Here is a 25389-nt window from a genome sequence, read left to right as displayed (position 1 = left end):
ACAGCCCAGAATTCACCTGGTACTAAAATTAGAAAGTTTCATGATTCCATAGGTTTTGCAAAAAACCACTGGCAAATGGACAGCATTGTTGCCCGTATAAACGATTCAGATAAAACTGAGAATAAGGAAATTTATAAGGCGGTTATAAATCCTCATGATGATTATAAATATGCTGCAGGACTTTATGCAAAAACGCTCTCTGGAATAAAAGCAAATATCGTTGTACTAATTGGTGTAGCTCATCGTGCTCGAAATTATGATCTTCAGGATAAATTGATATTGGGTTCCTTTAACTCATGGGAAGCACCCTACGGAGAACTGAAAATTTCAGCATTGAGAAATGAATTACTTCAGCATCTTGAGAAGGAGTCTTATGTGGTTCATGATAGCATGATGCAACTGGAACATTCGTTGGAAGCAATCCTCCCTTTTCTGCAATATCAAAATAAGGAGATAGAAATAATCCCAATTCTTGTCCCCTATATGAAATTTGAAGATATGCAAAGATATTCTAAGATGCTTTCAGAAAGCATCTTAGAAATAATGAAAAATAAAAATCTTGATTATGGAAGAGATCTTGCGGTGGTGATCTCCAATGATGCCATTCATTACGGCAGTGAAGATTGGGCCGGAAGTGATCTTGCTCCTTTTGGAACTGACGAAAAAGGAAATGAAAAAGCGCATCAGAAAGATTTAAAGATTATTGAGGAAACGCTAAAAGGAGAATTAAGTCAGGCTAAGATTAAAGCTTTTAATAGCTATACCGTTCAGACAGATAATTATAAGGAATATAAATGGACCTGGTGCGGACGTTATTCGGTTCCATTCGGTCTTCTTTTAGCGAATGAATTAAGTAAGTTGACCGGTAACGGAAAATTACACGGAGAAATGCTGGATTACCGTTCCAGCCTTAAAAATGAACATATAAAAGTGGAAGACCTGGGGATGGGGACCACCGCTCCCTCTAAACCAACACACTGGGTAGCATATCTCGGAATGGCTTATAAATAAATATTATGATGAAAAATATAGCAATTAGCTTTATTATCCTGCTTCTGATTTTCTCTTGTAAGGAAAATAAAGAAAACGAAAACCCGAAGTTTGACCTTATTATCACCAATGCGAAAATTGTAGATGTTCAAAATAATGAGATTCAGAATAAAAAGTTTATCGCTATAAAAAACGACACAATCAGGTTGGTAGGTGATATGAAAGATTTTGACGACCATAAAGCAAACGAAAAACTGGATGCAAATAATAAATATGTAATGCCAGGTTTATGGGATATGCATGTACATTTTAGGGGCGGTGATTCCTTACGCAAAGAAAACAAGGATCTTCTGGGATTATTTCTGGCGTTTGGAATAACCACAGTAAGGGACGCCGGCGGTGATATTTCGACATCGGTCCTGAACTGGAAAAAACAGGTTGGAGAAAATTCGCTGGCCGGTCCCGATATCTTTTCATCAGGCCCTAAACTGGATGGAGAAAATCCTGCCTGGGAAGGGTCTCTACCAGTTAGCACTTCCGAAGAAATAAATCATGCCCTGGATTCCCTGGAAAATATGAAGGTGGATTATGTAAAAATCTATGATGGAAGTTTAAGGGAAGAAACTTACTACGAGATCCTTAAACAAGCCGAAAAAAGAGGGCTTAAAACTACCAGCCATGTGCCGCTTAGCGCAAATCTTCAGAAAGCGATCGATCTTGGTCTGGACGGAGTGGAACATATGTATTATATCGCCAAAGCCGGTTCTCCAATTGCCGACAGTCTTTCAAAAACCGACCTGGGATATGGTATGATGCCCTATATTTTTGACACTTTTGATAAAGATCTTGCCAAACAGGTTTATCAAAAACTAGCTTCTGAAAATGTAAGCGTGACCCCCACTTTACACATTGGTAAAGTACTTTCAAACGTAGCTGATGAAGATCACAGCCAGGATTCACTTAGAAATTATATAGGTAAAGGTATTCAGGAAACCTATAAAGGCAGGATTGAGAGCGCCAAACGTGCCAAAGCTTCTGGTAGTACTATGAGGGAGCGAATGAAGGAACTTGCAGCTTCCATGATAGTTCCCATGTTTGAAAATGGTGTAAACATCCTGGCAGGATCAGATTCCGGGGCATTTAATTCGTTTGTATATTCGGGTGAATCCCTTCATGCGGAATTAGAAGCATTAGTGGAGGCAGGATTAACACCCGCGCAGGCACTCCAAACTTCCATCATTAACGGACCCAAATTCTTTGAACTTGAGAAATTTTTTGGAAGTCTTGAAAAAGGAAAAGTGGCAGATATCATCGTCCTGGATGAGAATCCTCTAGAATACATAAAAAATACCCGAAGTATAGATCGTGTTATCAAAAATCACAAAATTTATACTCCGGGTACTTTATTAAAACCTTTAAAGGATTAATTAATCCCAATCAAATTTATAGGTAGCTCCGCCTAGGATTTGAATTCCCTGAACATCATAATCTAACCAGCGCTGGTAGTTATTATTCAGGAGGTTACTCCCTTTTACAAAAGCTGAAAGCCGGTCATTGAAACGATATCCCAAATGGGCATTTGCATCAAAATAACTGTCTAAAGTTACAATAGGATCATTAAAAACAAGGCTTATAGATCTGTTCTCGTCTTTACGCTCCCCCACATAAAATAGATTTGCGCCGGTATACCATTTTTCAGTAATCTGATAATCGGCATTTAAACTGGCTTTCATGGCAGGCAGGTTCCATGCTTCTGCCTGAACGTCTGTATTATAATCGAAAAATTCAGCATTAATTCCCAATCGGAAATTCCTATTTACATCCACATTCAATTCAGAATAAAAAGACAGCGTCTTTAAATTATCATAAACTACATCAAAGCTGTTTCCGTAGGTATAAGGCTCGCCTTCCAGGGTTGAAGCATCATAGTTTCTTTTAAAAAGCGCTTTATTGAATTGTGACTGATAGCTTGCCCGTACATTATACGAAACGGCATTGCTAAGTTTTCCCTTACCTCCCAGGTAACCTTTATATTCATTATCTGTGGGCTTTATATTCAATGTCGGGGATACGTATGGATTTTCCTGAAAGAAATTATAATAGGAATTTTGCTGCAGATCTCCGTCTACACCGGCATAAGCGGTAAAATAATCCCCTGCCAGCCTGTAGCTCGCAGAAACTGCCGGATATAGATAAAAGTCCCCCTCGCTGTTCTCTACATCCATCCCATATACGAAATTCACTCCCAAATTAATGCTAAGATCATCCCGTAAAATAAGAAGGCTTGGTGTGAAATTAAAATTCATAAAGGTGTAATCATAACCAACTTCAGAATCATACATCCTGTCGAACTTTCCATTCACGATATCAGCCCCAATTTTTGTAGTTATCAATTCCTCAGCAATTTCTATTTCAAAAAGTCCCTCTGCGGTAAAATGGTTCTCGGCTGTGCTGTAGGAATCTCCGGAATGGCGAAAACGTGCATTCGCACTATCAAAGAATGAATCATAAAGCTCAATCTCACTACCTACATATACCGAATAATAGTTTTGAGCCGGGTCAAGGCTGTTCAATGTAGGATCATTCTCAGGATTTGCCGGAATATTATATTCTGGCAATCCATACCAGTTGAACAATTGATGTTCTGCGCCAACTTCTGCCAGCCAGGAAAGATCCCGGTTCCGGGTATTATAATTCAGGTTTAATTCTGTGTCATAAAATTTATCATCAAGATAAACATCTTCTATTCCGCCCTGGGAAGAATTATGGGTAAGGAAAATCCCAAAATTGCTGCTTCGGTCTATTTCCATACTGGAATAAAATTCAGCCAGAACATTGGAGTAATTTCCGAAGCCAAGGGTCGCATAATTATCATATACCTTTGGCGGTCTTACCCGCTCTACCGTAGTGGCCCTTCCTTTTGCCGGGGTAAATGTTGAAGCAACAGGAACCGAAAATATAGAATATTGCACGGGCTTCTTTTGAAGGCTCACCGAATCATTTCTTGTGGGTGTCGCTTTGATCTTGCTCGCATCCCTCACCGACGGAGTATATGGTTTTACTACAGTTACTGTTTCACTTCCAATAGGATCCTGGGCATAAAGGATCCCACTAAATATGAACAATGTAAAAAACAGACGTTTCTTGATCGCTTTAAATCGCATATAGCAGTGAATCTATTAGATTAAGTTTAGTTATTTGTTTCTACGGAAGAATTGGTCTTTGCTTCCTGGGCTTTGATTTTGGACAATTCGGCTCGTGCTTCCTGAACCACTTCTGGATATTTCTGAAAATTTTTGATGACGTTTTCCAGAATATAAGTTGCCTGATAAGCGTCTCCAAGTGCATAAAAGTTTTTTGCCATTAACACTAAACCTTTTGCTCCCCATAATTTATATCCTGAAAAATCTTTCGCCAAAATTTGAACCGCGGCATTCGAAGCTTCGTAGTTCCCATCTTTATTCTTGAAATATGCATCGTAGTAAAGCGCTTCTGCACCCAATTCTCCGGTAGCAGTTTTCTGAACTTCTTTATAAGCTGAACGTGCTTTCTGATCATTACCGGATTTTATCGCAGCCCTGGCTACCATAATCCTGGCATCGTTCCTGGCTTCAGCTTCTGCGGAAGAATTATTCAGGACTTTTTCAGCATATTCATTCGCCTTACTGAAATTTCCTGTTTCATAATAAGATTTCATCAGGTTTTGCTGGGCGAATACCACATTTTGCTCATTATCTGCCTGTTTCTCCAACTTCTCAAGTAATGGAAGTGCCTGGGTATAATCTTTCTTCTCCAGGTAGATCTGGGACAATCTTGCCAGTGCCTGTTCAGAAAATTCATTCTTAGGCTTGCTGGTCACGTATTTATAATTCGGAATGGATTTTTCAATTTTCCCATCTCTGTAATACAACTGTGCCAGATAGAAATTGGCATTTATAGAGTGGATCCCATTTGGAAAATTCTGAATATATTTTTCAAAATTTGCAATAGCTTTCGCTGTATTATTATTTAAATATTGATTTTCTGCAGCCTCGTAAGTGGCATTATCAAGATCTGAATCACTTACCTCTACAAAGTCTATGTTTCTAACCCAACTCGCATATTCATCGGTTCTTCCCAAATCAACATAAACGTTTCTTGCTGTTGAAACTGCCTGTTTGGCTTCCGGAGTATTAGGATATTCAGCAACGATCTTTCTCAACCTTTCCAGCGCCTTATTTCCTTCATTATTATTATAGTAAATAAGCCCCTGTCTCAACATGGCTTTTGGTACCAATGCACTTTCAGGAACATCCCTGATCAACCTGTTATAAGATTGTATCGCCTGATCGCTGTTATTGTTTGCCACATAGGTATTACCCAGTTCATACATCGCGTCATCACGATAAGGAGAACGCAGATATTTTCCTGTAAAACTGTTCAATTCTTCAATCTTAGTATCATTTTTATTTACGAATCCATAGCTGATCGCTTTTTGAAAAGCGGCATAATCAGCATTGCTCACCCCATTATTAATAGCATTTTGATAAGCCTCCATGGCCGGCCAGTACTGGCTGGTAACGTAATAAGTGTCCCCTAATCTTAATAGCGCATCATTCTTTTTCGCTCCTTCAGCATTAGAACTAGAAGCATAGGATTTAAAATAATTTACAGCCTGCGAATAATCGTTCTTTTTGAAGTAAGCATAACCAATGTTGTAATCAAGGTCTTCATATTCATCTGTATTCCTGGCAGCACTCATTCCTTTAAACTCGCGATAACCCAGAATGGCATCATCCATCCTGTTTACATTATATTCACTTTCAGCTTTCCAGAATGTGGCTTTTGCTGTGATATTTTGATCCCTTGGTTCCTTTAATGCCTTGTCAAAATTCTCGATTGCAGCGTAATAATCACCTTCTTCAAAAAGTTCCAGTCCGTAGAAATAAGCCACTTTTTGATAAGCCTGTTTATCGCTAAAATTCCTGTTGTTCTCAAGCAATCGCATTGCTTCTTCGTAATTCTTCGAAGTAATGAAAGAATCTATAAGTAAAGTTTCCATTTCCTGGCGTTGTTCAGAATCTGGATATTTATTTAAATAATTGATCAATACCTGTGACGGACTCTCATACGAGTTTCCTATCTCATAGCTTAGCTTGGCATAATTCAGCATGGCATCCCGCTGGATCTTTGCATCAAATTCCATCTCACTGGCATTTTTAAATGCATTCAATGCCTGTTGCTTTTGGTCTGACTCCAGATAGGATTGTGCCAGGTGATAATAAGCGTTTTGAGCAATGGCGTTGTTCCCGTCAATGATCTTGTTAAATTCATTGATGGCAGCTTCGTAATTTCCTTGCTTATAATAGGCGTAGCCTAACTGATAATAATCGGTATTATTCCATTTGCCGCCCATTCCGTTATATCCTTTTAAATAAGGAATGGCTTCTTCATATTTACCAAGGTTGAAATAACTCTCACCGATAATCTTATTTAACTGCGGAATTTCCTGTCGGTTAGATTTCGGAAGCTGTTCAAGTCCCTGCTCGATGGCTTTTTCAAAATTTCCAAGTTTAAAATTCATATCTGCCTGGAAATAGGAAAGATCTTCGGTATAACGATCGTTGCCTTTTACTTCTTCAAAGTATTCATTGGCTTCCTCATAGTCGTCACCTTCATAAGCGATATAACCAAGATAATACTTTGCCTGAGCCCCATATCCTTTGGAATCACGAACCCGGTTTAAATAAGTTTGCGCTTCCTCGAACTGATTAGCCCTGAAATATGCATATCCATTATTGAAATAAAAACGTTCCCGGTCTTTTTTGCTCATGGCTTTTTCGTCTACACGATCATACCATCTTCTGGAAAGTGCATATTTTCCGGTTTGAAAATAATAATCGGCCACATCCAGGTATGCCGAATTTGTTTTGGTACTGGTGGGGTATCTTGTAACAAAATTTTCCATTAACCTGTCGGCTCCGGGCTGGTTCAACCTTACCGCAGCATTGGCAATATAATAAGCCGCATCTCCTTTGATCTTTTCATCATCGGTCTTGTCTTTCACATCATCAAAAAGATTCTGGGCCGCAAGATATTGCTCATTATTATATAATTCCAGAGCACGATTAAAGTCAACTAAATCATGTGTATAGGTAGCAGTTTGCTGACAAATAGCCGAAAATGAGATAGATATAAAAACGACTAGCAGATAAGCTCTCTTAAGTGTCATTTATTGTGTTTTAGATTGGAATTCAAAGATAATTTAAAGCTTGCTTCTATAACGCCGATAAAGTTTTATAATTATGTTAATGGAAAAAAAAGTATGTCAAGCCTTTTGAAAATGTATATTTGGGTATAATTTTACAACCCAAATCAACGTTAGAAATTCATGGCTGAAACAGTTCTGGAATTAAAAAACGCAGCGATCTACCAACGCGAAAGTCTTATTTTATCTGAAGTAGATGTCACTGTTTACAAGGGTGACTTTGTATATCTCATAGGAAAGACGGGAACAGGGAAAAGTAGTTTTATGAAAACTCTTTACGGTGATCTTCCGCTTACTGAAGGTGAAGGCCATATTGTGGATTTTAACCTTAGAACTTTAAAAGAAAAAGACATTCCTTACCTGCGCAGAAAACTGGGGGTGGTTTTTCAGGATTTTAAACTACTTACAGACAGGAATATTAAGGATAACCTCCTGTTCGTTTTAAAAGCTACCGGCTGGAAAGACCAGAAAGGTATGGACAGTAAGATAGATGAAGTACTGGACAAAGTAGGAATGAAAACCAAAGGTTTTAAATACCCTTATCAGCTTTCGGGTGGCGAGCAGCAACGAGTGGCAATTGCCCGGGCGTTATTGAACGATCCAGAACTCATCCTTGCAGATGAGCCTACCGGAAATCTCGATCCACAAACTTCCGTAGAAGTAATGGAAGTACTCCAGGAAATTAGCAGAAATGGGAACACCATCTTAATGGCCACACATGATTACGCGCTTCTACTCAAATATCCTTCTAAAACTTTAAAATGTGATGGGCAACGTGTTTTTGAGGTGGTTCAGAAATCGGTGTAATAAAGCGAGATTGCTTTACTCCGTTCGCAATGACTCCCAAACAATTGTCAATGCGAGTGAAACGAAGCAGTCTCAATGTAGAATTGTAATCTCTACTTAATTCAAAGTAATAAACCTCTAAAAGCATCCGCAATTTATTTGATCGTCTTAATCATTCCTAAAATTCTTCCTGAAGAATAACATTTTTGATACCTTGTGAGCTCTTCAACTTAATCGATGGAAATATTAGGAATAGATATAGGTGGTTCCAGTCTAAAAGGGGCTATAGTAAATGTGGAAACCGGAGAAATAAACACCGCCACCCATCGTATTCCTACACCCGAAGCACGAGAACCCGAAGGCATAGCTCTAGCTGTAAAACAAATGCTGGATCATTTTAATTATACCGGTATCGTAGGCTGTGGATTTCCAACTATCGTTAAAAATGGCATTTGTAAACATGAAGGAAACCTAAGTAAAGAATGGGTAAATGTTGATGTTGATGCCCTTTTCGAAAAAACGACAGGAACACAATTTACAGTGATCAATGATGCCGATGCTGCCGGACTTGCTGAAGTAAAATTTGGAGCAGGGAGAGGAAAAGAAGGTTTTGTGCTGATGATCACCGTAGGAACCGGATTGGGAAGTGGTGCTTATATAGATGGTGAACTCATCCCTAATTTTGAACTTGGCCAGATTCCGTATAAAGATTTTGAAAAAATTGAAGAATGGGCCGCTTCTTCCATTAAAACGGAACAGAATTTAAGCTACGAGGAATGGGGTTCACGCTTCAATGTTTTTCTGAATTATATTCACAAAATTCTAAATCCTGATGTTATTCTTGTAGGCGGTGGAATTTCTAACGACTGGGACAAATTTGAAAAATATCTAAAGGTAGATACTCCTCTTATCCCTGCTGAATTAAGAAATAATTCCGGAATCCTGGGAGCTGCAATCGCCGCTAAAAATAAACACCTTTTTTGATCTGCGACCTAAGCTTCAGAAGGCTTTCTCTTATTAATAAACAGATAATAAAAATTCACACTTACAATGGCGACATTGGTAATAATAATTGGCCAGGAATCCAGGAGAACTCCATATGCTACGAAAAACAAGCACCCAATACTGTTCACATAACGCAAGGTCACAATATTTCGCATTAGAAATGAAAGAAGGACGAAGAAGGAGGCAAAATATCCTATCCATTCAGTAATTGAAACTCCTAGAAATTCAGTCATTTTTTTAAAAATTTTTATTCATGAAAAAGCCCGCCTTACGGCAGGCTTTTTATTTATTTATCTCTTATTTATCCTTCAACTGCGCTCAGGATGACCTCCAATTATGCTCAGGATGAAAGTGGTTTTAGATCGCTTTAGATCTTTTTCTTTCATTTTCAGTAAGAAGCACTTTTCTTAATCTCAGGTGATTTGGAGTCACCTCCACATATTCATCTTTCTGAATATATTCCAAAGCTTCTTCCAAGGAGAACTTAATTGCCGGAACAATTTTCGCTTTGTCATCTGCTCCCGAAGAACGTACGTTAGAAAGCTTCTTTGTCTTGGTGATATTCACCGCCATATCATCCTGACGAGAGTTTTCACCAATTACCTGACCTTCATAAATATCCTCTCCCGGATCTACAAAGAACTTACCTCTATCCTGTAATTTATCAATAGAATAAGGAATTGCTTTTCCTTTTTCCATAGAAACCAAAGAACCATTCTGACGTTCCGGAATTCCACCTTTTACCGGCTGATATTCTTTATAACGGTGCGCCATGATCGCCTCACCTGCAGTAGCAGTAAGCAACTGGTTTCTTAATCCAATAATTCCACGAGACGGAATAAGGAACTGAATATTCATTCTATCTCCCTTAGCTTCCATAGAAAGCATCTCCCCTTTTCTCATGGTAACCATTTCCACGGCTTTACCAGAAACATCTTCCGGAAGATCTATCGTCAATTCTTCAACAGGCTCACATTTAACTCCGTCGATTTCCTTGATAATTACCTGCGGCTGTCCAATTTGAAGTTCGTAACCTTCACGTCTCATAGTTTCGATAAGAACAGATAAGTGAAGTACTCCACGACCATACACTAAGAATTTATCAGCACTATCTGTTTCGTTAACACGCAGCGCAAGGTTCTTCTCAAGCTCTTTCATCAAACGTTCCTTGATATGTCTTGAAGTCACGAATTTCCCATCTTTTCCGAAGAAAGGCGAATCGTTAATTGTGAAAAGCATACTCATGGTAGGCTCATCAATAGCAATTGTCTTTAATCCTTCAGGATTTTCAAAATCGGCAACGGTATCACCAATTTCAAAACCTTCCAAACCTACGATCGCACAGATATCTCCAGCCTGTACTTCCTCTATCTTTCTTCGGCCTAAACCTTCGAAAGTATGTAATTCTTTAATTCTTGTTTTCTTGATGCTTCCATCACGCTTCACTAAAGAAACCTGCTGATTTTCTTTCAAAATTCCTCTCTGTAATCTACCTATCGCAATACGGCCGGTAAATGAAGAAAAGTCAAGAGAAGTAATAAGCATTTGTGGAGTTCCCTCAAGATCTACCTTTGGTGCAGGAATATGCTCCATTACCATATCAAGTAGAGGCTCAATAGTATCAGTTTCATTTCTCCAGTCGTCACTCATCCAGTTGTTCTTCGCAGAACCGTAAACGGTTGGAAAATCCAATTGCCATTCTTCAGCACCAAGTTCAAACATCAGGTCAAATACCTTTTCATGAACTTCATCTGGAGTACAATTCTCCTTGTCTACCTTATTGATTACCACACATGGCTTCAAACCAAGATCGATCGCTTTCTGCAATACGAAACGGGTTTGAGGCATTGGCCCTTCAAAAGCATCCACCAATAGCAATACACCATCAGCCATGTTCAAAACACGTTCTACTTCCCCACCAAAGTCGGCGTGACCAGGCGTATCAATAATGTTTATCTTTGTGTCTTTGTAAGTAACCGAAACGTTCTTGGAAGTAATAGTAATTCCTCTTTCCCTCTCAAGATCGTTATTGTCCAGGATAAGTTCACCTGTAGACTGGTTATCACGGAACAATTCACAGTGATGCATAATTTTATCAACCAGGGTAGTCTTACCATGGTCAACGTGTGCGATAATCGCGATATTTCTTATAGCTGTCATGTAGCCTTATTTTTAAGGCTGCAAATGTACAGCTATTTTTCGCTAAACCAGCGTGGTTTATAAATTATTTAATTCACTGTTAATCAGTCTGTTTTTGATCATTTTTAAGTTTAATGAAGAAAATCGAGAGATGCACCAACGCAGCGAAAATCAAAATATAGAGTTTCCAGTCCATTCCTATTCTGAAATAGAAAAATAACCCGAATCCAACGAGGATTAAAAAATTCACCAAATACTTATACATATTGAATTTTATGAAGCCGAAATATAAAAAATTTCAAGAAACGAAATCTCCTTGGGGATATTTTGAGGGTTTCATTTTTGGCCTCCCACCCATAAACCTTTTTTTTATTGTTCATCTGCCGAGGGACCATAAGTTGCCGGCACCGGAATATCCAGGAGTCGAAAATAAACCCCCAGTTGCGCCCGGTGATGGGGGAATTGGTTCATCACCATAGCCTGTAAAACATTAAATTTGGGCATTTCAAACAAAGTTTCTCCTTCTTTAGTCATTTTCCAACTCCTACGAAATTCAGAATCGGGTTTGCGCAATGAAGTTTCAGCAGAAATGGTATTCTGTTTTAACTCCTGAATAATATCATTAACCGAATCAAAACTGGGGGAGCTATAACCTTTTACATCCAGAGATTCTGCTTCCATAGTTCCTGTTATCCAGGCAGGAATTTCAGCAAGATGATTGGCAATTTGTTTTATGGTCATGGATTTTTCATGAGGCTGCCATTCCATTTTATCTTCCGGGATTCGCTTTAAAAATTTTTCGGTCAGGGCAACTTCCTGTTGCAATTGAGGAATTAAAAACTCATGAATTTCCATAATTTCTTCAGTATTAGAATTAAAGCACCTTCTAAGTTAGGGAAAATTAGGTTTGATTTTATGCTTTATAAAAAACAGCTGAATTGGAAGCGGCTATTAATTCATTTATCTTTGCATCAAATTTTGAGAAATGGATCTAAGTAAAATTCCGAATTTAAAACACATTGATTCTAACAATTTCTTTTTACTCTCTGGCCCCTGCGCTATTGAGGGTGAAGAAATGGCTTTAAGAATTGCCGAAAAAGTAGTTACCATTACTGACAAATTGAACATTCCTTATGTTTTTAAAGGCTCATTCAAAAAAGCAAATCGCAGCAGGATAGACAGTTTTACAGGAATTGGCAATGAAAAAGCGCTAAAGATCCTTCGTAAAGTTTCAGAAACCTTTAAAGTACCTACGGTTACAGATATACATGAAATAGATGATGCTAAGCTGGCTGCGGAATATGTAGATATACTTCAAATCCCTGCTTTTCTGGTAAGACAAACAGATCTTGTGGTGGCCGCGGCTGAAACGGGAAAGGTCGTAAACCTTAAAAAAGGCCAGTTTATGAGTCCGGAGGCGATGAAACATGCCGTGACCAAAGTGACCGACTGCAATAATGAGCAAGTAATGATAACAGATCGAGGAACTATGTTCGGATACCAGGATCTAATTGTCGATTTTCGCGGGATTCCAACCATGCGTGATTATGCACCAACGGTATTAGACGTTACCCATTCTTTGCAACAACCCAATCAACGTACAGGGGTTACCGGTGGAAGACCAGATATGATTGAGACCATTGCCCGTGCGGGCGTGGTAAATATGGTTGATGGTTTATTTATTGAAACTCATTTTGACCCGTCAAATGCTAAAAGTGACGGAGCTAATATGCTTGATCTAGCTCATCTTGAAAAACTGCTGAGTAATCTTGTCGCTATTAGAAAAACGATTAATTCATTATAGCAAATTCCAAACACCCCATAAAAGCCCCGCTATCGGGGCTTTTTTTATGTCAAATGCTAAATCTTTCCTATAATTCTCCTGCTGCTGTTTAAACAATTGTTAATCAATCACCTAAATTGAAGGAATCTATCTAAATTGATTGGTCTAACTAAAATTTGAATATAAAAATGGAAAACCAACTAGAAAATTTTGCAGATCAGGTTGCTAACTTTTTACCTGATTTGCTTGGTGCATTACTGGTATTACTGGTAGGATGGTTAATAGCCAAAGGAATTAAATCCTTAATTGTAAGATTGCTCCGAAAAACCAATTGGGACGAAAGGGTATTTGGTAAAAGTGACGTTGGAGACACCAATGTTTTTCTGGCAAATATCGTGTACTATGTCATAATGATCGTCGTGATTCTTGTAGTGCTGGAAATCCTGGGAGTAGAACAGGTACTCACGCCCCTGGAAAACATGGTCGGTGAATTTTTAAGCTTTATTCCTAATTTAATCGGTGCTATCCTGATTGCCTTTATCGGTTATATTCTGGCTAAATTTGTTGCCAATCTCATAAGTATAAGTGGGAACTTTTTGGACCGTTGGGTAGATAAAACAGGATTTAAGGATACTAACAAGCTCATTAATATCCTTAAAAAAATTGTTTTCATCGTAATTTTCATTCCATTTCTTATACAGGCTTTCAATGCATTACAATTAGATGCCATTTCCCAGCCTGCAAATGACATTTTGTATGATTTCACTGAAATGCTAGGAGAAATCATTATTGCTGGATTAGTATTGATGGTGTTTATCTGGGGAGGAAAGTATCTGGCAGATTTCCTGGAAGATCTATTTAAAAGTATGGGATTAGATCGTGCAGCAGAAAAGATCCAAATCCAAAATATGATTGGAGCCAATCAGTCTCTTTCAAAGATCATTGCTAATTTGATCTATTTCTTCCTTGTTTTCTTCGGAATTATAACCGCCGTAGATATTTTAGACCTTACACAACTTTCTGAAATACTTGATGAGATCCTTGAAGTTACCGGTCAAATTATCTTCGGATTAATTATTCTGGCAGTAGGTAATTATATATCTATAATGATCTACAATACCATGTCTAAATCCAGAAGCAATAATTTTATTGCGAGTGTGGTAAGGTGGGCATCTTTAGCGTTATTCCTTGCTATTGCCTTGAGAACTATGGGAATTGCCAATGAGATTGTTGAACTAGCTTTTGGTTTAATCCTTGGAGCTATTGCTGTGGCGGTTGCCCTGAGTTACGGTCTTGGTGGTCGTGAAGCAGCAGGAGAACATTTTAAGGAGATCATTCAGAAATTTAAGGATGATAAATCCCTGGATGGGCCAAAAACTAATTCAGGTACTCCTCCTGGTTCATACGATCCTACAAGCCCAAGAAGAGATCTTAATGATCCGGCAAATCCTAATAACCCGGATAAACCTAATGATCCCAACGATCCCAACGATCCACGCTTAAATCTATAATATTGAAAAGCCCTGCAAATTGCAGGGCTTTTTTATTGATCTATTTTAAAGTTGCCATGATCATTACGGGAAAGTGATCTGAAGGATACCTGAGATCTTTGGAATCGGTTAGTACCGCATACTTTTTCACTTTCACTTTATCATTCACAAAAATATAATCGATACGCCGCTTGGCCGGTTCAGAAAAATTGTAGCCATTAAAAGTCCCATTCGGTCCAAAAGTAAATTCGGCTTCCGTTTTTGAATCATCCAGAGCATTACGAATAATAGCAATTCCATCGGTTTCAGGCTCCAGATTAAAATCGCCCATCAAAAATATCGGTAGGCCCTCTTTATTCAATTCTTCAATTTTTTTAATGATCAGTTTAGCACTCTCTAGCCTGGCTTCATCGCCTACATGATCAAAATGTGTATTAAAAACGAAGAATTTTTTACCAGATTCTTTATTCTGGAATAAGGCATAGGTGCAAATCCTTTTAAAATCTGCATCCCAACCTTTACTTGTTTTATCAGGCGTCTCAGAAAGCCAGAAAGTATCAGATTCAAGCACCTCAAACTGTTCATCCTTATAAAGAATAGCACTAAATTCACCCTGGTCCCCACCTTCCCTTCCTACTCCAAGGACCTTATAGGTTTCCACATTTTCAGTAAAATGATCCAACTGCGATTTAACTGCTTCCTGCACTCCCATAATATCGGGTTCATAAAACTGAACCTGACTGGTGATCCAGTCCTTCCTCTTAGACCAGCTATTCTCCCCGTCATTTTCATTCGCATATTTAATATTGTAGGTCATAAGCTTCATCTCCTGACTTTGCATTTCGGGAAGGCTAAATAAAACACCTATGATTAAAAATAGATTTCGCATAAGATTTATTTTCTATAAAGTTCGGCATTATTGCTAAAACTGAAAGTGATTTTAAAATTATTAAAATTTTATGGCCTGGATTAAAGATTTTTATTTTACTTTGTTTTTCAAAGTACTTTAAAATGGAAAACGAAAAGTATCTTAAAGACCTCAGCGAGATCAAAAATATGATGAATCGCTCGTCACGATTTATATCGCTTAGCGGACTTTCTGGTGTATTCGCGGGCTGCTATGCCCTTATTGGTGCAGTGATCGCAAAATTGATATTAAACGAAAATAATTCAATGTATGGCGAAGAATACACTTCATATTCAGCAACCTATATCAATCCTGATCTAACCCAACAATTGTTTCTTGTAGCCATAGCAGTTTTGATACTGGCCATTGGGACTGCTATTCTTCTTACCACGAGAAAAGCGAGAAAAAATGATCAGCAAATATGGGATGCTACCAGTAAACGTCTGCTAATAAACTTCTTTGCTCCTCTTGCAGCAGGTGGAGTTTTCTGCCTGGTGCTATTGCAATACGGCATTATTGGTTTAATCGCTCCTGCAATGTTAGTTTTTTACGGACTGGCTTTAATTCACGGAAGTAAATATACCTTTGCAGATCTTAAAAGCCTTGGGTATGCAAACCTAATCCTTGGTTTAATCGCTACCCAATTTATAGGTTTCGGAATCTATTTCTGGGCTGTTGGATTTGGAGTCTTTCATATTATTTACGGCATCTGGATGCATAATAAATATGACAGAAAAACTGCTGAATGAAGAATATTATAAGCAATATAAATAAAGCTTTTGATCATAGGATACGACTTGGAATTATGAGTGTATTGATGGTGAACGATCATGCAGACTTTAAAACGCTAAAAGAGCTACTCGGGGCGACCGATGGTAATATTGCCAGTCATACCAAAGCCCTGGAGAAACAAAACTATATAAAAGTGGAAAAATCTTTTATAGATAGAAAACCAAATACCAGATATATTGCCTCAGATAAAGGCAGAAAGGCTTTCAGGGAACATCTTGATGCACTTGAAAAGCTTTTAAAGACTAAAAATGAACTGAATATTTAAACATTAAATTGAAACAATAAATATGAATCGCTTATTAATTAAATGTTCTAAACTGAAAAAATAACGTCATTCTGAACTTGTTTCAGAATCTAATTCAAAAGTAATGAGTTACAATTTATAGACCCTGAAATGAATTCACGGTGACTTAAATAAACAATTCAACTATATTTTTTTATTAATCAACTTTGAATTTCAAAGTACTTAAAATTGTCTAACTAAATTATTTAATCATGAAAACTAAAAATTTATCAATTATCCTGATGGCCGTTGCCGGCATTTTACTCATCCCTTTTATTGGAATGCAGGTCTCGAATGAAGTAGACTGGAGCAGTTCAGATTTTGTAATTATGGGAATTCTGTTATTCCTTACCGGCCTCGCTATCAATTTTGCCCTGAATAAATTCAAAACCTTGAAAAGCAGGATCATTGCCTGTGCAGTAATCTTACTCATATTATTTGTCATTTGGGCCGAGTTGGCGGTAGGAATCTTCGGTACTCCATTTGCAGGAAGTTAAATCATATCATGGAATACTTTGTAAGGGAAAATTCTATTGTTCGAGAAATCTGGGGAAAGGGCGATACCATTCTTTTCATTTTTGCCGGAGCCTCTGCAGAATTCGCTTTAAACAAAGCGGTAGACTGGTTATTCTACACAGGAAAACTTCCCCAGGATCCACTCGGCAGGCTGTTTTCTACGGTTAGTTATGCCCGTAAGATTGTCTTTTCAGAAAAACAGGCAGCTATAAAAGCCATTGAAAATATCAATACCATACACAATTCAGTAGAAACAAGTCGTGGCAGGAACATTCCAGATTGGGCATACCGTGATGTCTTGCTTATGCTGATAGATTACTCCATCAGGTCCTATGAAATACTGGAAAGAACTTTAAGCCTTGCTGAAAAACGTGAAGTCTTTCAGGTATTCTACCGACTTGGTAAGCGTATGCGCATAAAAGATCTTCCGCAGAGTTTTGAACAATTTCAGCGCATGCGGAAAAATCATCTGGAGCAACATCTTCACTATGGTAATTTTTCCGAAGCTTTATATAAACGGTATCGCCAACAGCTCGGTTGGTTCCGCTATAGATTGCTCATTGAAACACAGATACTCATCACGCCGAAGAAGGTTAGGCAACTCCTGCTGTTTAGAAGTTTTTCCCTTTTACATCCTGTCATTCTGATTTACAAGATCATCCGGATCATGAAACTGGACTGGCTACTAAAATCACTCGTCCTACCCTCAGCCTATCAAGAGGAAATAAGGTCTATGGACCGCGCACCTGCCTGATTCCATCCATTATTCATCATTAAAAATCAAAAAATGAACAACGAATCAAATACCAACAAAATAGCACGCTGGTTAAAGAACTCTATTACCGCAAGGATGTTTGTCATCGGGATCTTAAGCTTAGTTCTTCTAATCCCGCTCGCCATGATAGAAGACCTCATCAAAGAAAGATCTCAAAGAAAGCAATCTGTAGTAAACGAAATCACGGAGAAATGGGGCGAACCGGTTACTATATACGGTCCAGTGCTCAAGATCCCTTATCGGCTTTTCCGTGAGAAACAAATTACCAATTTAAAAAATGGAATGACTACGGAAACTATTGAAGAAATTAAACATCTTTATCTTTTTCCCGATCACCTGAACATTCATTCCAGCGTGGATCCAGAATTGAAAAAACGCGGAATCTATAAAACAGTGGTATATAAAAGTTCGTCAGAGCTCAAGGGTAGTTTTTCAGTTTCTGCAATACAAAATGAGGATAACCCGGAAGCGAATATTCTATGGGAAAAAACAAAGATCATTTTAAACACTTCTAATCTGAAGGGAGTAAATGAACAGATGAATATTGAAATTAACAATAAAATATATTCCTTCTCGTCTAAATATCAGGCACAGAATCGAGAGCAGCTTCCAGGGAAAGAACTATTTCTCATGGAAAGCGCGGCATTTTCAGAAATGGAGTTCAATAAGGATAACCCGCTGGAATTTAAAATGGAGATCTCCATAAATGGGAGTTCTGAAATTTCTTTTGTCCCTATAGGCAAGACCACAGAAGCGACCATAAAATCAGACTGGAAAACGAACAGTTTCAAAGGTAATTTTCTACCTTTTAATGCTGACAAAATAACTGAAAATGGTTTTAACGCAAAATGGAAGGTTTTAGATATCAACCGGCCATTCCCCCAGGTGTTCGAGAATCATTTACCAGATCTAACCCAATATTCTTTTGGAGTGGACCTTATGGTTCCCGTAGATGAATACCAGAAGAGTGAACGAGCCACAAAATATGGATTTTTGGTGATCGGGCTCACCTTCCTTCTATTCTTCCTAATACAAACCATTAGTAAGATCCCAATCCATCCTTTCCAATACCTCATGATAGGTTTAGGTCTGGTGATGTTCTACACTTTATTGATCTCTATTTCTGAACACAGTAGTTTTTTAAAAGCATATCTCATCGCCGGAATTTCTGTCATCCTCATGATCAGCCTGTTTTCTAAAAGTATTCTTGAGGGCTGGAAATTTTCATTATTTATTGGTGCTTCACTTTTAGCGCTGTATTCATTCATTTATATTATCATTCAATTAGAAAGCTATGCTTTATTAGTGGGCAGTATAGGTCTTTTTATCATTCTGGCGGGCGTGATGTATGTCTCACGCAAAATAGACTGGAATAATTATTAAGATTATTGGATATCTTTAAAAGGAGACAGTCTAATCACTCTAATCACTGGCTCTTATTTAATATATGCAGAGATTTAAAAGGAATAAGAAACTTAATTATATACTAGGATTTCTTGCCCTGCTGATCATCGAGATCCTGATCGAAATGTATATTTCAGACTTTTTTATTCGTCCATACCTGGGCGATTTCCTGGTAGTGATCCTACTCTACTGTTTCCTGATGGCAGTCTCCAGAATTTCTGTACTGAAAGGGCTTTTGATCGTGTTGATCTTTTCTTTTGCCGTAGAATTCTTCCAGCTGATCAACATCGTTAAAGTATTACAATATCAACCACCTGCAGTTGTTATGATCCTTTTAGGTAGTAGTTTCTCAGTATGGGACCTACTAGCTTACAGCCTGGGAATTATTTTTTGCTACTTTTTAGAATATTATCAAAATACTTACACCTATTCTTCTACAAAATCCTCCAAGTAGGAGTATAAAGGCGTAAGCCTGGCATTTTCGGTCATTTTTGCACGTCCCAGGATCCCATCTTTATCATCATTGAAAAATGCAGGAATTACATTTTCGAGAAACATTTCCCCAAAACCTTCGCTGGCATCTTTCGGCAGTTCACAAGGCAGATTGTCTACCGCCATAACGCAGATAGCTTCGGAATTCATAAAATCTGTTTCTGAACCTGTTTCAGGATCATAGCCATAAAATGGTTCAGCTATAGTTGAAGGTCGGATTGTGCTAGCCACAGGCCCTGCAATATCGCAGGAAATATCAGCCACATATTTAATTCTGAAATCTTCATTTTTAATATCCTCTTCTGAATAAAATATGGGTGCCCCTTCTCCATAGAAATGACCTGCAATAAAAACATCGCTGGTTTTGGCAAATTTCATAAAATCTGATTCATAGTTTTCCGGAACTTTATAGAATTCCATTCTACTACCCTGAGCCCCGTCTTTTCGCTTGGCATAATCCAATACATCGATACAGCAAAAAACAGGTTCGTTAAATTCATTCTTTAAATACTCCGCTGCTGATACTTTCTTAATCTTTAAATGATCAAGAATTTCTTTCGCTCCACGGGCTACTTTTCCACTTCCCGTTAGTACAAATTTATAGTTTGGAAGCGTAATTTTTCCTAATTCTGCCAGCATCGCCTCCAGATCAGGAAGATCTTCGGCGCGGGGTAGTTCAAATCTCCTTTCCTTAATCCCGATAGCCCGAATACCATTATAAGCGCCTACCAGACCCGCATACCTACCGAATCCAATAAGCCTGGCATTATTTCTATCGGTAATCACCTCATGATCGTACAACTCAATATTCTTTTCCAGAATTTCTCGTAGCAGGTCACGATTATAAGGCTGCTTTTTAATAGTATGACTAAAAAAGAAGTACTTTTTGTCAGGTATCAAATTTGGGATGGGCACTTCTTTTACTCCTAAAAGCACCTCACAATCACTAATATCTTCGGAAACTTCAAAACCTGCATCACGATATTCCTGATCCTTAAATATCCTGATATCAGAACTTTCCACTTTAAAGGAAGCTTCCGGAAATTGAGAAACCACTTCTTTAAGCATTTGTGGAGAAAAAACGACGCGGCGATCGGGCGGAGTTTTTCGTTCTTTGATCAGGGCAAATTTTATCATTTTGGTATAGGTTTTGTGTAGTTTTGTAGTGTCTCAAAGATATAAATAAAAAAATTCCGAAAAATTTTTTTAACCCTCACCCGGGACTACAAAAAGTAGTTCCGACCTCTCCCAAGAGAGAGGTGAAATAGGAAATATTAGACAGGATAAGCTAATTGTTAGTGAAATGAGTATCTTTGCTGGCCCAACTGGAAATAACAGTTGGTATTCTTTGAAATTTTATTTTTTAATGGTGTCATTCTGAACTTGTTTCAGAATCTTATTTTGAGAAGCTGAATCAATTCCGATAGCTATCGGAACAGCTTGACGGATTTTAGAAGAGGTCCTGAAATAAATTCAGGACGAATTCGAACTGGTTAAAATCAAACAATTTTAACCGTTCACATTCGCGTTAGGGATAGCAGCGGAAATCCTTTTTAAGGGATTACGAGCGAAAGCTAGAAAGCATCTTAAAAAGATTGAAGCGAATAGCCCGCCGCGACTGCGCAAGCAGGAGCGGAACGCCATCATTGAAATTAGAAGTATAAAATACGAAGTACGAATGATTAAAGATTCGTAATTCTAACTTCGGAACTCGTACTTCAAGATGTTCATTATTTTATGGGGTCGACTTGGTTTTGACAGCGAGTCTAATTGAGTTGTAAGCACGTAGAGCGCCGGAATATAGCTCTTAAATCTCATGTTTCACACTTTTTTAAACGGCGAGAATAACTACGCCTTGGCTGCGTAACCGAATTATAGTAGGTTACTCTTAACTCCTGCAAGGCAGGAGGCCAAGATGTCCCGCGAAGGCCTTGATTTACGGCATTCGCAACCGGGGCACCGATAAAGTAAATATAGGAAGCTCAGGGCCTTGATGAGTTTCCGAAACTTAAGTGAGGATACGTGTAAAGTTGGTGGTTTTCGGCCGGCTTTGCATCGACAATCAAGTGAAAACTAAACGTGTAGAAAGCATCTGAATTGCTTGTTTGGACGAGGGTTCGAACCCCTCCGACTCCACTTTTTGAGTATCAATCTCAATCAAAAACCCCGGAATCCTAGGATTTACGGGGTTTTTCATTTTTAAGAATGTCGTTTAATATCAAATAATAACACATTTTTGGTTACCAATCTGGTGACCAATTTTTTCCGAAAAAATTGGTCACCAGAAGCACCCATAAACCCTTAATATCAATTCTTTACGAAATATTAAAATTTCATTTCGTATATCATTTTTCACTATTTTAAGTGCCAATTTTATGACCAAAAATATGAGCACTTCGTACCAACTTAGTTTTTACCTTCGAAAAAGCAGAAGCAATAAATCTTCTGAGAGTGACATTTACCTAAGAATATCGGTAGATAATAAGCGGTCTGCCATGACAATTAACCGCAAAGTGGATCCCAGGAAATGGCATTCAAAATCTGAAAAAATGCTGGGAAAAAGCCCTGAAGCGATAGAATTGAACAATTACATAAATGTAATTAGGAATAGAATCAAGAATATACACCAGGACCTCATTGAGAAGAAAAAATCTGTTTCCTCAAAAAGCATACTTGATGAATTTAAAGGAGTAAATAAAAAGAAGGCTAAAATGACCCTGGAGGTCTTTAATGAGCATAATGAACAAATGGATCGGCTTTCGGGCAAAAGCATCTCTAAAAGTACCGCAAATCGTTACTGGACCTGTTATAACCATGTGGAACAATTCATTAATGAAGAATTGAAGGTCGCTGATTACCCGATGAATGATATCAACCATCAGTTTATCACCAGGTTCGAGTATTTTTTAAAGACCAAAAGGGAATGTAACCATAACTCCGCTTTGAAGTATGTGAACAATTTTAAAAAGATCATTCGAATTGCCCTGGCTAACCAGTGGATGGACCGCGACCCGTTCTATAATTACAAGGTGCAATTTGAAACGGTAGAGAGGGAATATTTAAACGAAGAGGAAGTACAGAAGCTAATCGATAAAGATCTACATCTGGATCGCCTTAAACTGGTTCGGGATATGTTTGTATTTAGTTGTTATACCGGCCTAGCTTACTCTGATGTGAAAAAACTGAGCAGCACTGATATCACTAAAGGCATCGATGGTGGCAAATGGATTCGCATCAAGAGAACCAAAACAAAATCCCTGAGCAGTATTCCACTCCTACCCGTTGCCGAGGAAATCTTAGATCGTTACAAAGACCATCCGGAAGTAAAAGACGGAAAATACGTTTTACCTGTATTGAGCAACCAGAAATCCAATGCCTTTTTAAAAGAGATCGCAGCGTTATGTGGTATAAAGAAACCACTCACCACTCACCTCGCCCGGCATACTTTTGCAACTACTATTACTCTGACCAATGGTGTGCCTATAGAATCTGTTAGTAAGATGCTGGGGCACCAGGATCTACGTACAACACAGCATTATGCTAAGATTGTAGACCGGAAAATTAGTGATGACATGAAGGCATTAAAATTAAAACTGGCAGAGAAAGAAGCCGCGAAATCTACTTCAAGAAAGAATCACGAAAAATAAAAAACAGCATTCTAAATTTAGAAAAAACTTGAATTATACCATGTTATAGGCTGTTTTCTATTTTACCAAAAACATCATTAAGTTTTAGTTTAAATTTTAAGTATTCTTCTTTATCAACAGTCCAATTCTCCATTTCTTTTTCGCCTGGGTGTGATATATTATTTTTATTTCTCCGGTTAAAAAACTGAATTGAAAAATTTATGTATTCAATGGACAAACCAAGGTCATCTAGATAATTAGTTACAGAATTTTGATTGTAATTTTTCAATTTCTTATCATTTTTATTCTTATCGAATTCGAAACAATGAAGGTGAAAAATGTTTAGTAGGTGATTAAAAGCTAAGTTAAATTTCTGTTCGGTTTCTGCCAGAACTAGCATTTTCAACTGTTGGCACATTGAATCATATGTTTTTAAGTCTTTATTTCTAATATTTAAATTGAAATTAGATGGTAGAGCCATTTTATAATCTGAATCCAAAACTTTTTTTATTAATTCTAGATATGAATTATTTCTTTTGATTTCAATAATTTTCTGTTTATCAGATTCCTTTAAATTATTATTTAAAATAAATTTTTCTAAAAGATAGAGATACTGAGGGTTTTGAAAATTAGATTCATTTTGTTCAAATAAGAATTTCTTGAATTCTGAATTTGAAGAGGATAATTTTATTAGAAAAGTTAGTGTAGAAGTATTCGCTAGAGTTAGTATAGGATTCCAGTCCTTGAATACTTTATCAATTTCTTTTTTTGCTGTGGTTGAATTGGAGTAATTCTTTAAATTATTTGAAAAGATATCATTAAGTTTATTATTACCATCAGTATTTATGTAGGCTTTACCATAGGACTTATAATCCTTTTTAAGTTTCCGAATTATATTTAGAATTTCCTTTAATTTTTCTTGAGGAGTTTTCTCATCTTCTTCTTCGTTTTCTGGTAAGCTTACAACCTTTTCTTTTTTGATGAATTTATCGAAATCATCTTGATCAGATATGATTAATTCTTGAGACTTTAAATTATTAATTTTTAAATTTAACTCACTTGCTAAAAATTTTGAGATGCCAGTTGATATTTCAAAAATTTCATTTCCAATAAAATCATTTTTTAAACCTTTGTTTCTTTTGTAAATAAGATAGAAGTCATCGACATAACGAGCATATATAAATTCCTTTTCCTTAGCTACATCTAAATTTTGTATATAGTTGTCTAGTTCGTATAAGTATATATAACTGAGGAAATTGGAAATAATATTTTGTGAAAATAGAGGAAGCCCAATTTTATTTTTATTTATAAAAAGAAATAAATTTTTTATTTCTTGAATAGTTGTTTGATCAAAATTATGAGTTTTTCTATTGGATGGAACAGAATATTTTTCAAGGATTTCTATAAGTATATCGAAATCGACACTCTTGAAATAATCCTGAATATCTAATTTAATTACAATTGCTTTTTTCCTTTTACTTAGTATATCTTTTATTTGACCGTTTACTGACTGATTGAAGTGGATATAATCTTTTAAGTAGTATAAATCAGAATTTTTTGGGGTGCCAAAATTAATCTTACCACCGTAATATGTATTTATATTATCTCGATTATCTTTTTTTTCTTCTATTGTCTTAAAAGATTCATTTATAAGATCATGTAGATAAAAACCTAGTGCATAATAGAGAATGAGCATTTCAAATGAAAGGAAGTTAAAATTTCTAACTCCATAGAAACCTTTAGGTATCAGATAAGAAATGTTGTAAAATTTATCTACGTGGTTATAAAAAATGTCTTTTTTGATATATTTTTTATAATAATCGTCGACATCGAATGTTTTTAAAATATCAAGATTTCGATATATTTCTAGTTCAAGAGTTTTAAAAGAATTGTTTTTATTTTCTAATTGTAATTTTACTAACTCAAAAGCTTTCTGAAAGTGTGTTTTTTCTAAAAAAAAGTTAGTGTTAAAATTTTTTTTGGACATTTTGGATTTACGGTTTCTCCAAATATAACGCTTTAGAATAAATAGACTGAGTGAGAAAATAGCCTATAACGGCAGTCTGTCTCAAGAATGCCTGTTGAGAATTTAAAAATAGGACACTATCCCGTAAAGTGTGTAAGTTTTAAATAAAGGGGTTTGATTCTATTATT

General features: G+C 37.1%; 21 protein-coding genes and 1 other RNA gene. 14 read left to right on the top strand and 8 right to left on the bottom strand.

Annotation, left to right across the window (positions count from 1 at the left end; translation table 11 throughout):
* Window positions 1-75: 75 nt before the first annotated feature.
* Both amrB and Q1K34_RS12655 read left to right on the top strand, forming a co-directional pair.
* Complete coding sequence (gene amrB / locus Q1K34_RS12660; RefSeq protein WP_300439464.1) at window positions 76-1011, top strand: AmmeMemoRadiSam system protein B; 936 nt, start codon at window positions 76-78, stop codon at window positions 1009-1011.
* A gap of 5 nt (window positions 1012-1016) precedes the next feature.
* Complete coding sequence (locus Q1K34_RS12655) at window positions 1017-2417, top strand: amidohydrolase family protein (RefSeq protein WP_300439461.1); 1401 nt, start codon at window positions 1017-1019, stop codon at window positions 2415-2417.
* On the opposite strand, the gene Q1K34_RS12650 is transcribed toward Q1K34_RS12655, so the two are convergent.
* Together Q1K34_RS12650 and Q1K34_RS12645 are read right to left on the bottom strand one after the other, a co-directional pair.
* Window positions 2418-4154: a TonB-dependent receptor gene (locus Q1K34_RS12650; RefSeq protein ID WP_300439459.1), complete on the bottom strand. Its 1737-nt coding sequence runs from the start codon at window positions 4152-4154 to the stop codon at window positions 2418-2420.
* Window positions 4155-4180: 26 nt separating this feature from the next.
* Window positions 4181-7201, bottom strand: a complete 3021-nt coding sequence (locus Q1K34_RS12645; RefSeq protein WP_300439456.1) for a tetratricopeptide repeat protein — start codon at window positions 7199-7201, stop codon at window positions 4181-4183.
* Between the two features lie 159 nt (window positions 7202-7360).
* Between Q1K34_RS12645 and Q1K34_RS12640 the strand changes: the two genes are divergently transcribed.
* A complete protein-coding gene (locus Q1K34_RS12640) occupies window positions 7361-8044 on the top strand; it encodes a cell division ATP-binding protein FtsE (RefSeq protein ID WP_300439453.1) in 684 nt (227 codons plus the stop codon).
* 216 nt (window positions 8045-8260) lie between these two features.
* Window positions 8261-9007 (top strand): polyphosphate--glucose phosphotransferase, encoded by a 747-nt coding sequence (gene ppgK, locus Q1K34_RS12635; RefSeq protein ID WP_300439451.1) that lies wholly within the window; start codon window positions 8261-8263, stop codon window positions 9005-9007.
* Window positions 9008-9015: 8 nt separating this feature from the next.
* Here ppgK and Q1K34_RS12630 read toward each other — a convergent pair whose 3' ends face one another.
* The 3 genes from Q1K34_RS12630 to Q1K34_RS12620 form a co-directional block, all read right to left on the bottom strand.
* Window positions 9016-9261 (bottom strand): uroporphyrinogen decarboxylase, encoded by a 246-nt coding sequence (locus tag Q1K34_RS12630; RefSeq protein ID WP_300439449.1) that lies wholly within the window; start codon window positions 9259-9261, stop codon window positions 9016-9018.
* A gap of 124 nt (window positions 9262-9385) precedes the next feature.
* Entirely contained in the window at window positions 9386-11188 is a 1803-nt protein-coding gene (typA, locus tag Q1K34_RS12625) for a translational GTPase TypA (RefSeq protein ID WP_300439447.1), read from the bottom strand.
* 348 nt (window positions 11189-11536) lie between these two features.
* Window positions 11537-12022 (bottom strand): DinB family protein, encoded by a 486-nt coding sequence (locus tag Q1K34_RS12620; protein WP_300439444.1) that lies wholly within the window; start codon window positions 12020-12022, stop codon window positions 11537-11539.
* Window positions 12023-12152: 130 nt separating this feature from the next.
* Here Q1K34_RS12620 and kdsA point away from each other — a divergent pair, with 130 nt between their 5' ends.
* Both kdsA and Q1K34_RS12610 read left to right on the top strand, forming a co-directional pair.
* Complete coding sequence (gene kdsA, locus Q1K34_RS12615; protein ID WP_300439441.1) at window positions 12153-12971, top strand: 3-deoxy-8-phosphooctulonate synthase; 819 nt, start codon at window positions 12153-12155, stop codon at window positions 12969-12971.
* A gap of 167 nt (window positions 12972-13138) precedes the next feature.
* Window positions 13139-14461, top strand: coding sequence for a mechanosensitive ion channel (locus tag Q1K34_RS12610; RefSeq protein ID WP_300439438.1), 1323 nt, complete (start codon window positions 13139-13141; stop codon window positions 14459-14461).
* A 40-nt stretch (window positions 14462-14501) separates the two neighbouring features.
* Here the strand turns inward: Q1K34_RS12610 and Q1K34_RS12605 are convergent, their stop codons facing one another.
* Entirely contained in the window at window positions 14502-15329 is an 828-nt protein-coding gene (locus Q1K34_RS12605) for an endonuclease/exonuclease/phosphatase family protein (RefSeq protein ID WP_300439435.1), read from the bottom strand.
* 122 nt (window positions 15330-15451) lie between these two features.
* On the opposite strand from Q1K34_RS12605, the gene Q1K34_RS12600 reads away from it, so the two are divergent.
* The 6 genes from Q1K34_RS12600 to Q1K34_RS12575 all read left to right on the top strand — a co-directional run bounded on the left by Q1K34_RS12600 (window position 15452) and on the right by Q1K34_RS12575 (window position 19571).
* Window positions 15452-16096, top strand: coding sequence for a hypothetical protein (locus tag Q1K34_RS12600; protein ID WP_300439432.1), 645 nt, complete (start codon window positions 15452-15454; stop codon window positions 16094-16096).
* Window positions 16093-16404, top strand: coding sequence for a transcriptional regulator (locus tag Q1K34_RS12595; protein ID WP_300439430.1), 312 nt, complete (start codon window positions 16093-16095; stop codon window positions 16402-16404). Before Q1K34_RS12600 ends, Q1K34_RS12595 begins: the two co-directional genes overlap by 4 nt.
* 230 nt (window positions 16405-16634) lie before the next feature.
* Complete coding sequence (locus tag Q1K34_RS12590; RefSeq protein ID WP_300439427.1) at window positions 16635-16919, top strand: hypothetical protein; 285 nt, start codon at window positions 16635-16637, stop codon at window positions 16917-16919.
* 8 nt (window positions 16920-16927) lie between these two features.
* Window positions 16928-17692: an oxygenase MpaB family protein gene (locus Q1K34_RS12585; RefSeq protein ID WP_300439375.1), complete on the top strand. Its 765-nt coding sequence runs from the start codon at window positions 16928-16930 to the stop codon at window positions 17690-17692.
* 33 nt (window positions 17693-17725) lie between these two features.
* Complete coding sequence (gene creD / locus Q1K34_RS12580) at window positions 17726-19096, top strand: cell envelope integrity protein CreD (RefSeq protein WP_300439372.1); 1371 nt, start codon at window positions 17726-17728, stop codon at window positions 19094-19096.
* 64 nt (window positions 19097-19160) lie between these two features.
* Window positions 19161-19571, top strand: a complete 411-nt coding sequence (locus Q1K34_RS12575; RefSeq protein ID WP_300439369.1) for a DUF2809 domain-containing protein — start codon at window positions 19161-19163, stop codon at window positions 19569-19571.
* On the opposite strand, the gene Q1K34_RS12570 is transcribed toward Q1K34_RS12575, so the two are convergent.
* Window positions 19544-20746 (bottom strand): NAD(P)-dependent oxidoreductase, encoded by a 1203-nt coding sequence (locus Q1K34_RS12570; RefSeq protein ID WP_300439366.1) that lies wholly within the window; start codon window positions 20744-20746, stop codon window positions 19544-19546. The genes Q1K34_RS12575 and Q1K34_RS12570 overlap by 28 nt on opposite strands.
* 602 nt (window positions 20747-21348) lie before the next feature.
* Between Q1K34_RS12570 and ssrA the strand changes: the two genes are divergently transcribed.
* Both ssrA and Q1K34_RS12560 read left to right on the top strand, forming a co-directional pair.
* Window positions 21349-21748: a transfer-messenger RNA gene (gene ssrA / locus Q1K34_RS12565) on the top strand.
* 248 nt (window positions 21749-21996) lie between these two features.
* The gene (locus tag Q1K34_RS12560; protein ID WP_300439363.1) at window positions 21997-23256 is read left to right on the top strand and encodes a site-specific integrase; all 1260 of its coding nucleotides are present in this window, start codon (window positions 21997-21999) and stop codon (window positions 23254-23256) included.
* 43 nt (window positions 23257-23299) lie between these two features.
* Here the strand turns inward: Q1K34_RS12560 and Q1K34_RS12555 are convergent, their stop codons facing one another.
* Window positions 23300-25222, bottom strand: coding sequence for a reverse transcriptase domain-containing protein (locus Q1K34_RS12555; RefSeq protein ID WP_300439360.1), 1923 nt, complete (start codon window positions 25220-25222; stop codon window positions 23300-23302).
* Window positions 25223-25389 lie beyond the last annotated feature (167 nt).

The sequence above is a fragment of the Christiangramia sp. genome (assembly GCF_029937855.1).
Taxonomy (GTDB): domain Bacteria; phylum Bacteroidota; class Bacteroidia; order Flavobacteriales; family Flavobacteriaceae; genus Christiangramia.
The sequence above is the reverse complement of the archived record's forward strand: the minus strand, read 5'-3'. Positions and strand labels throughout refer to the sequence as shown.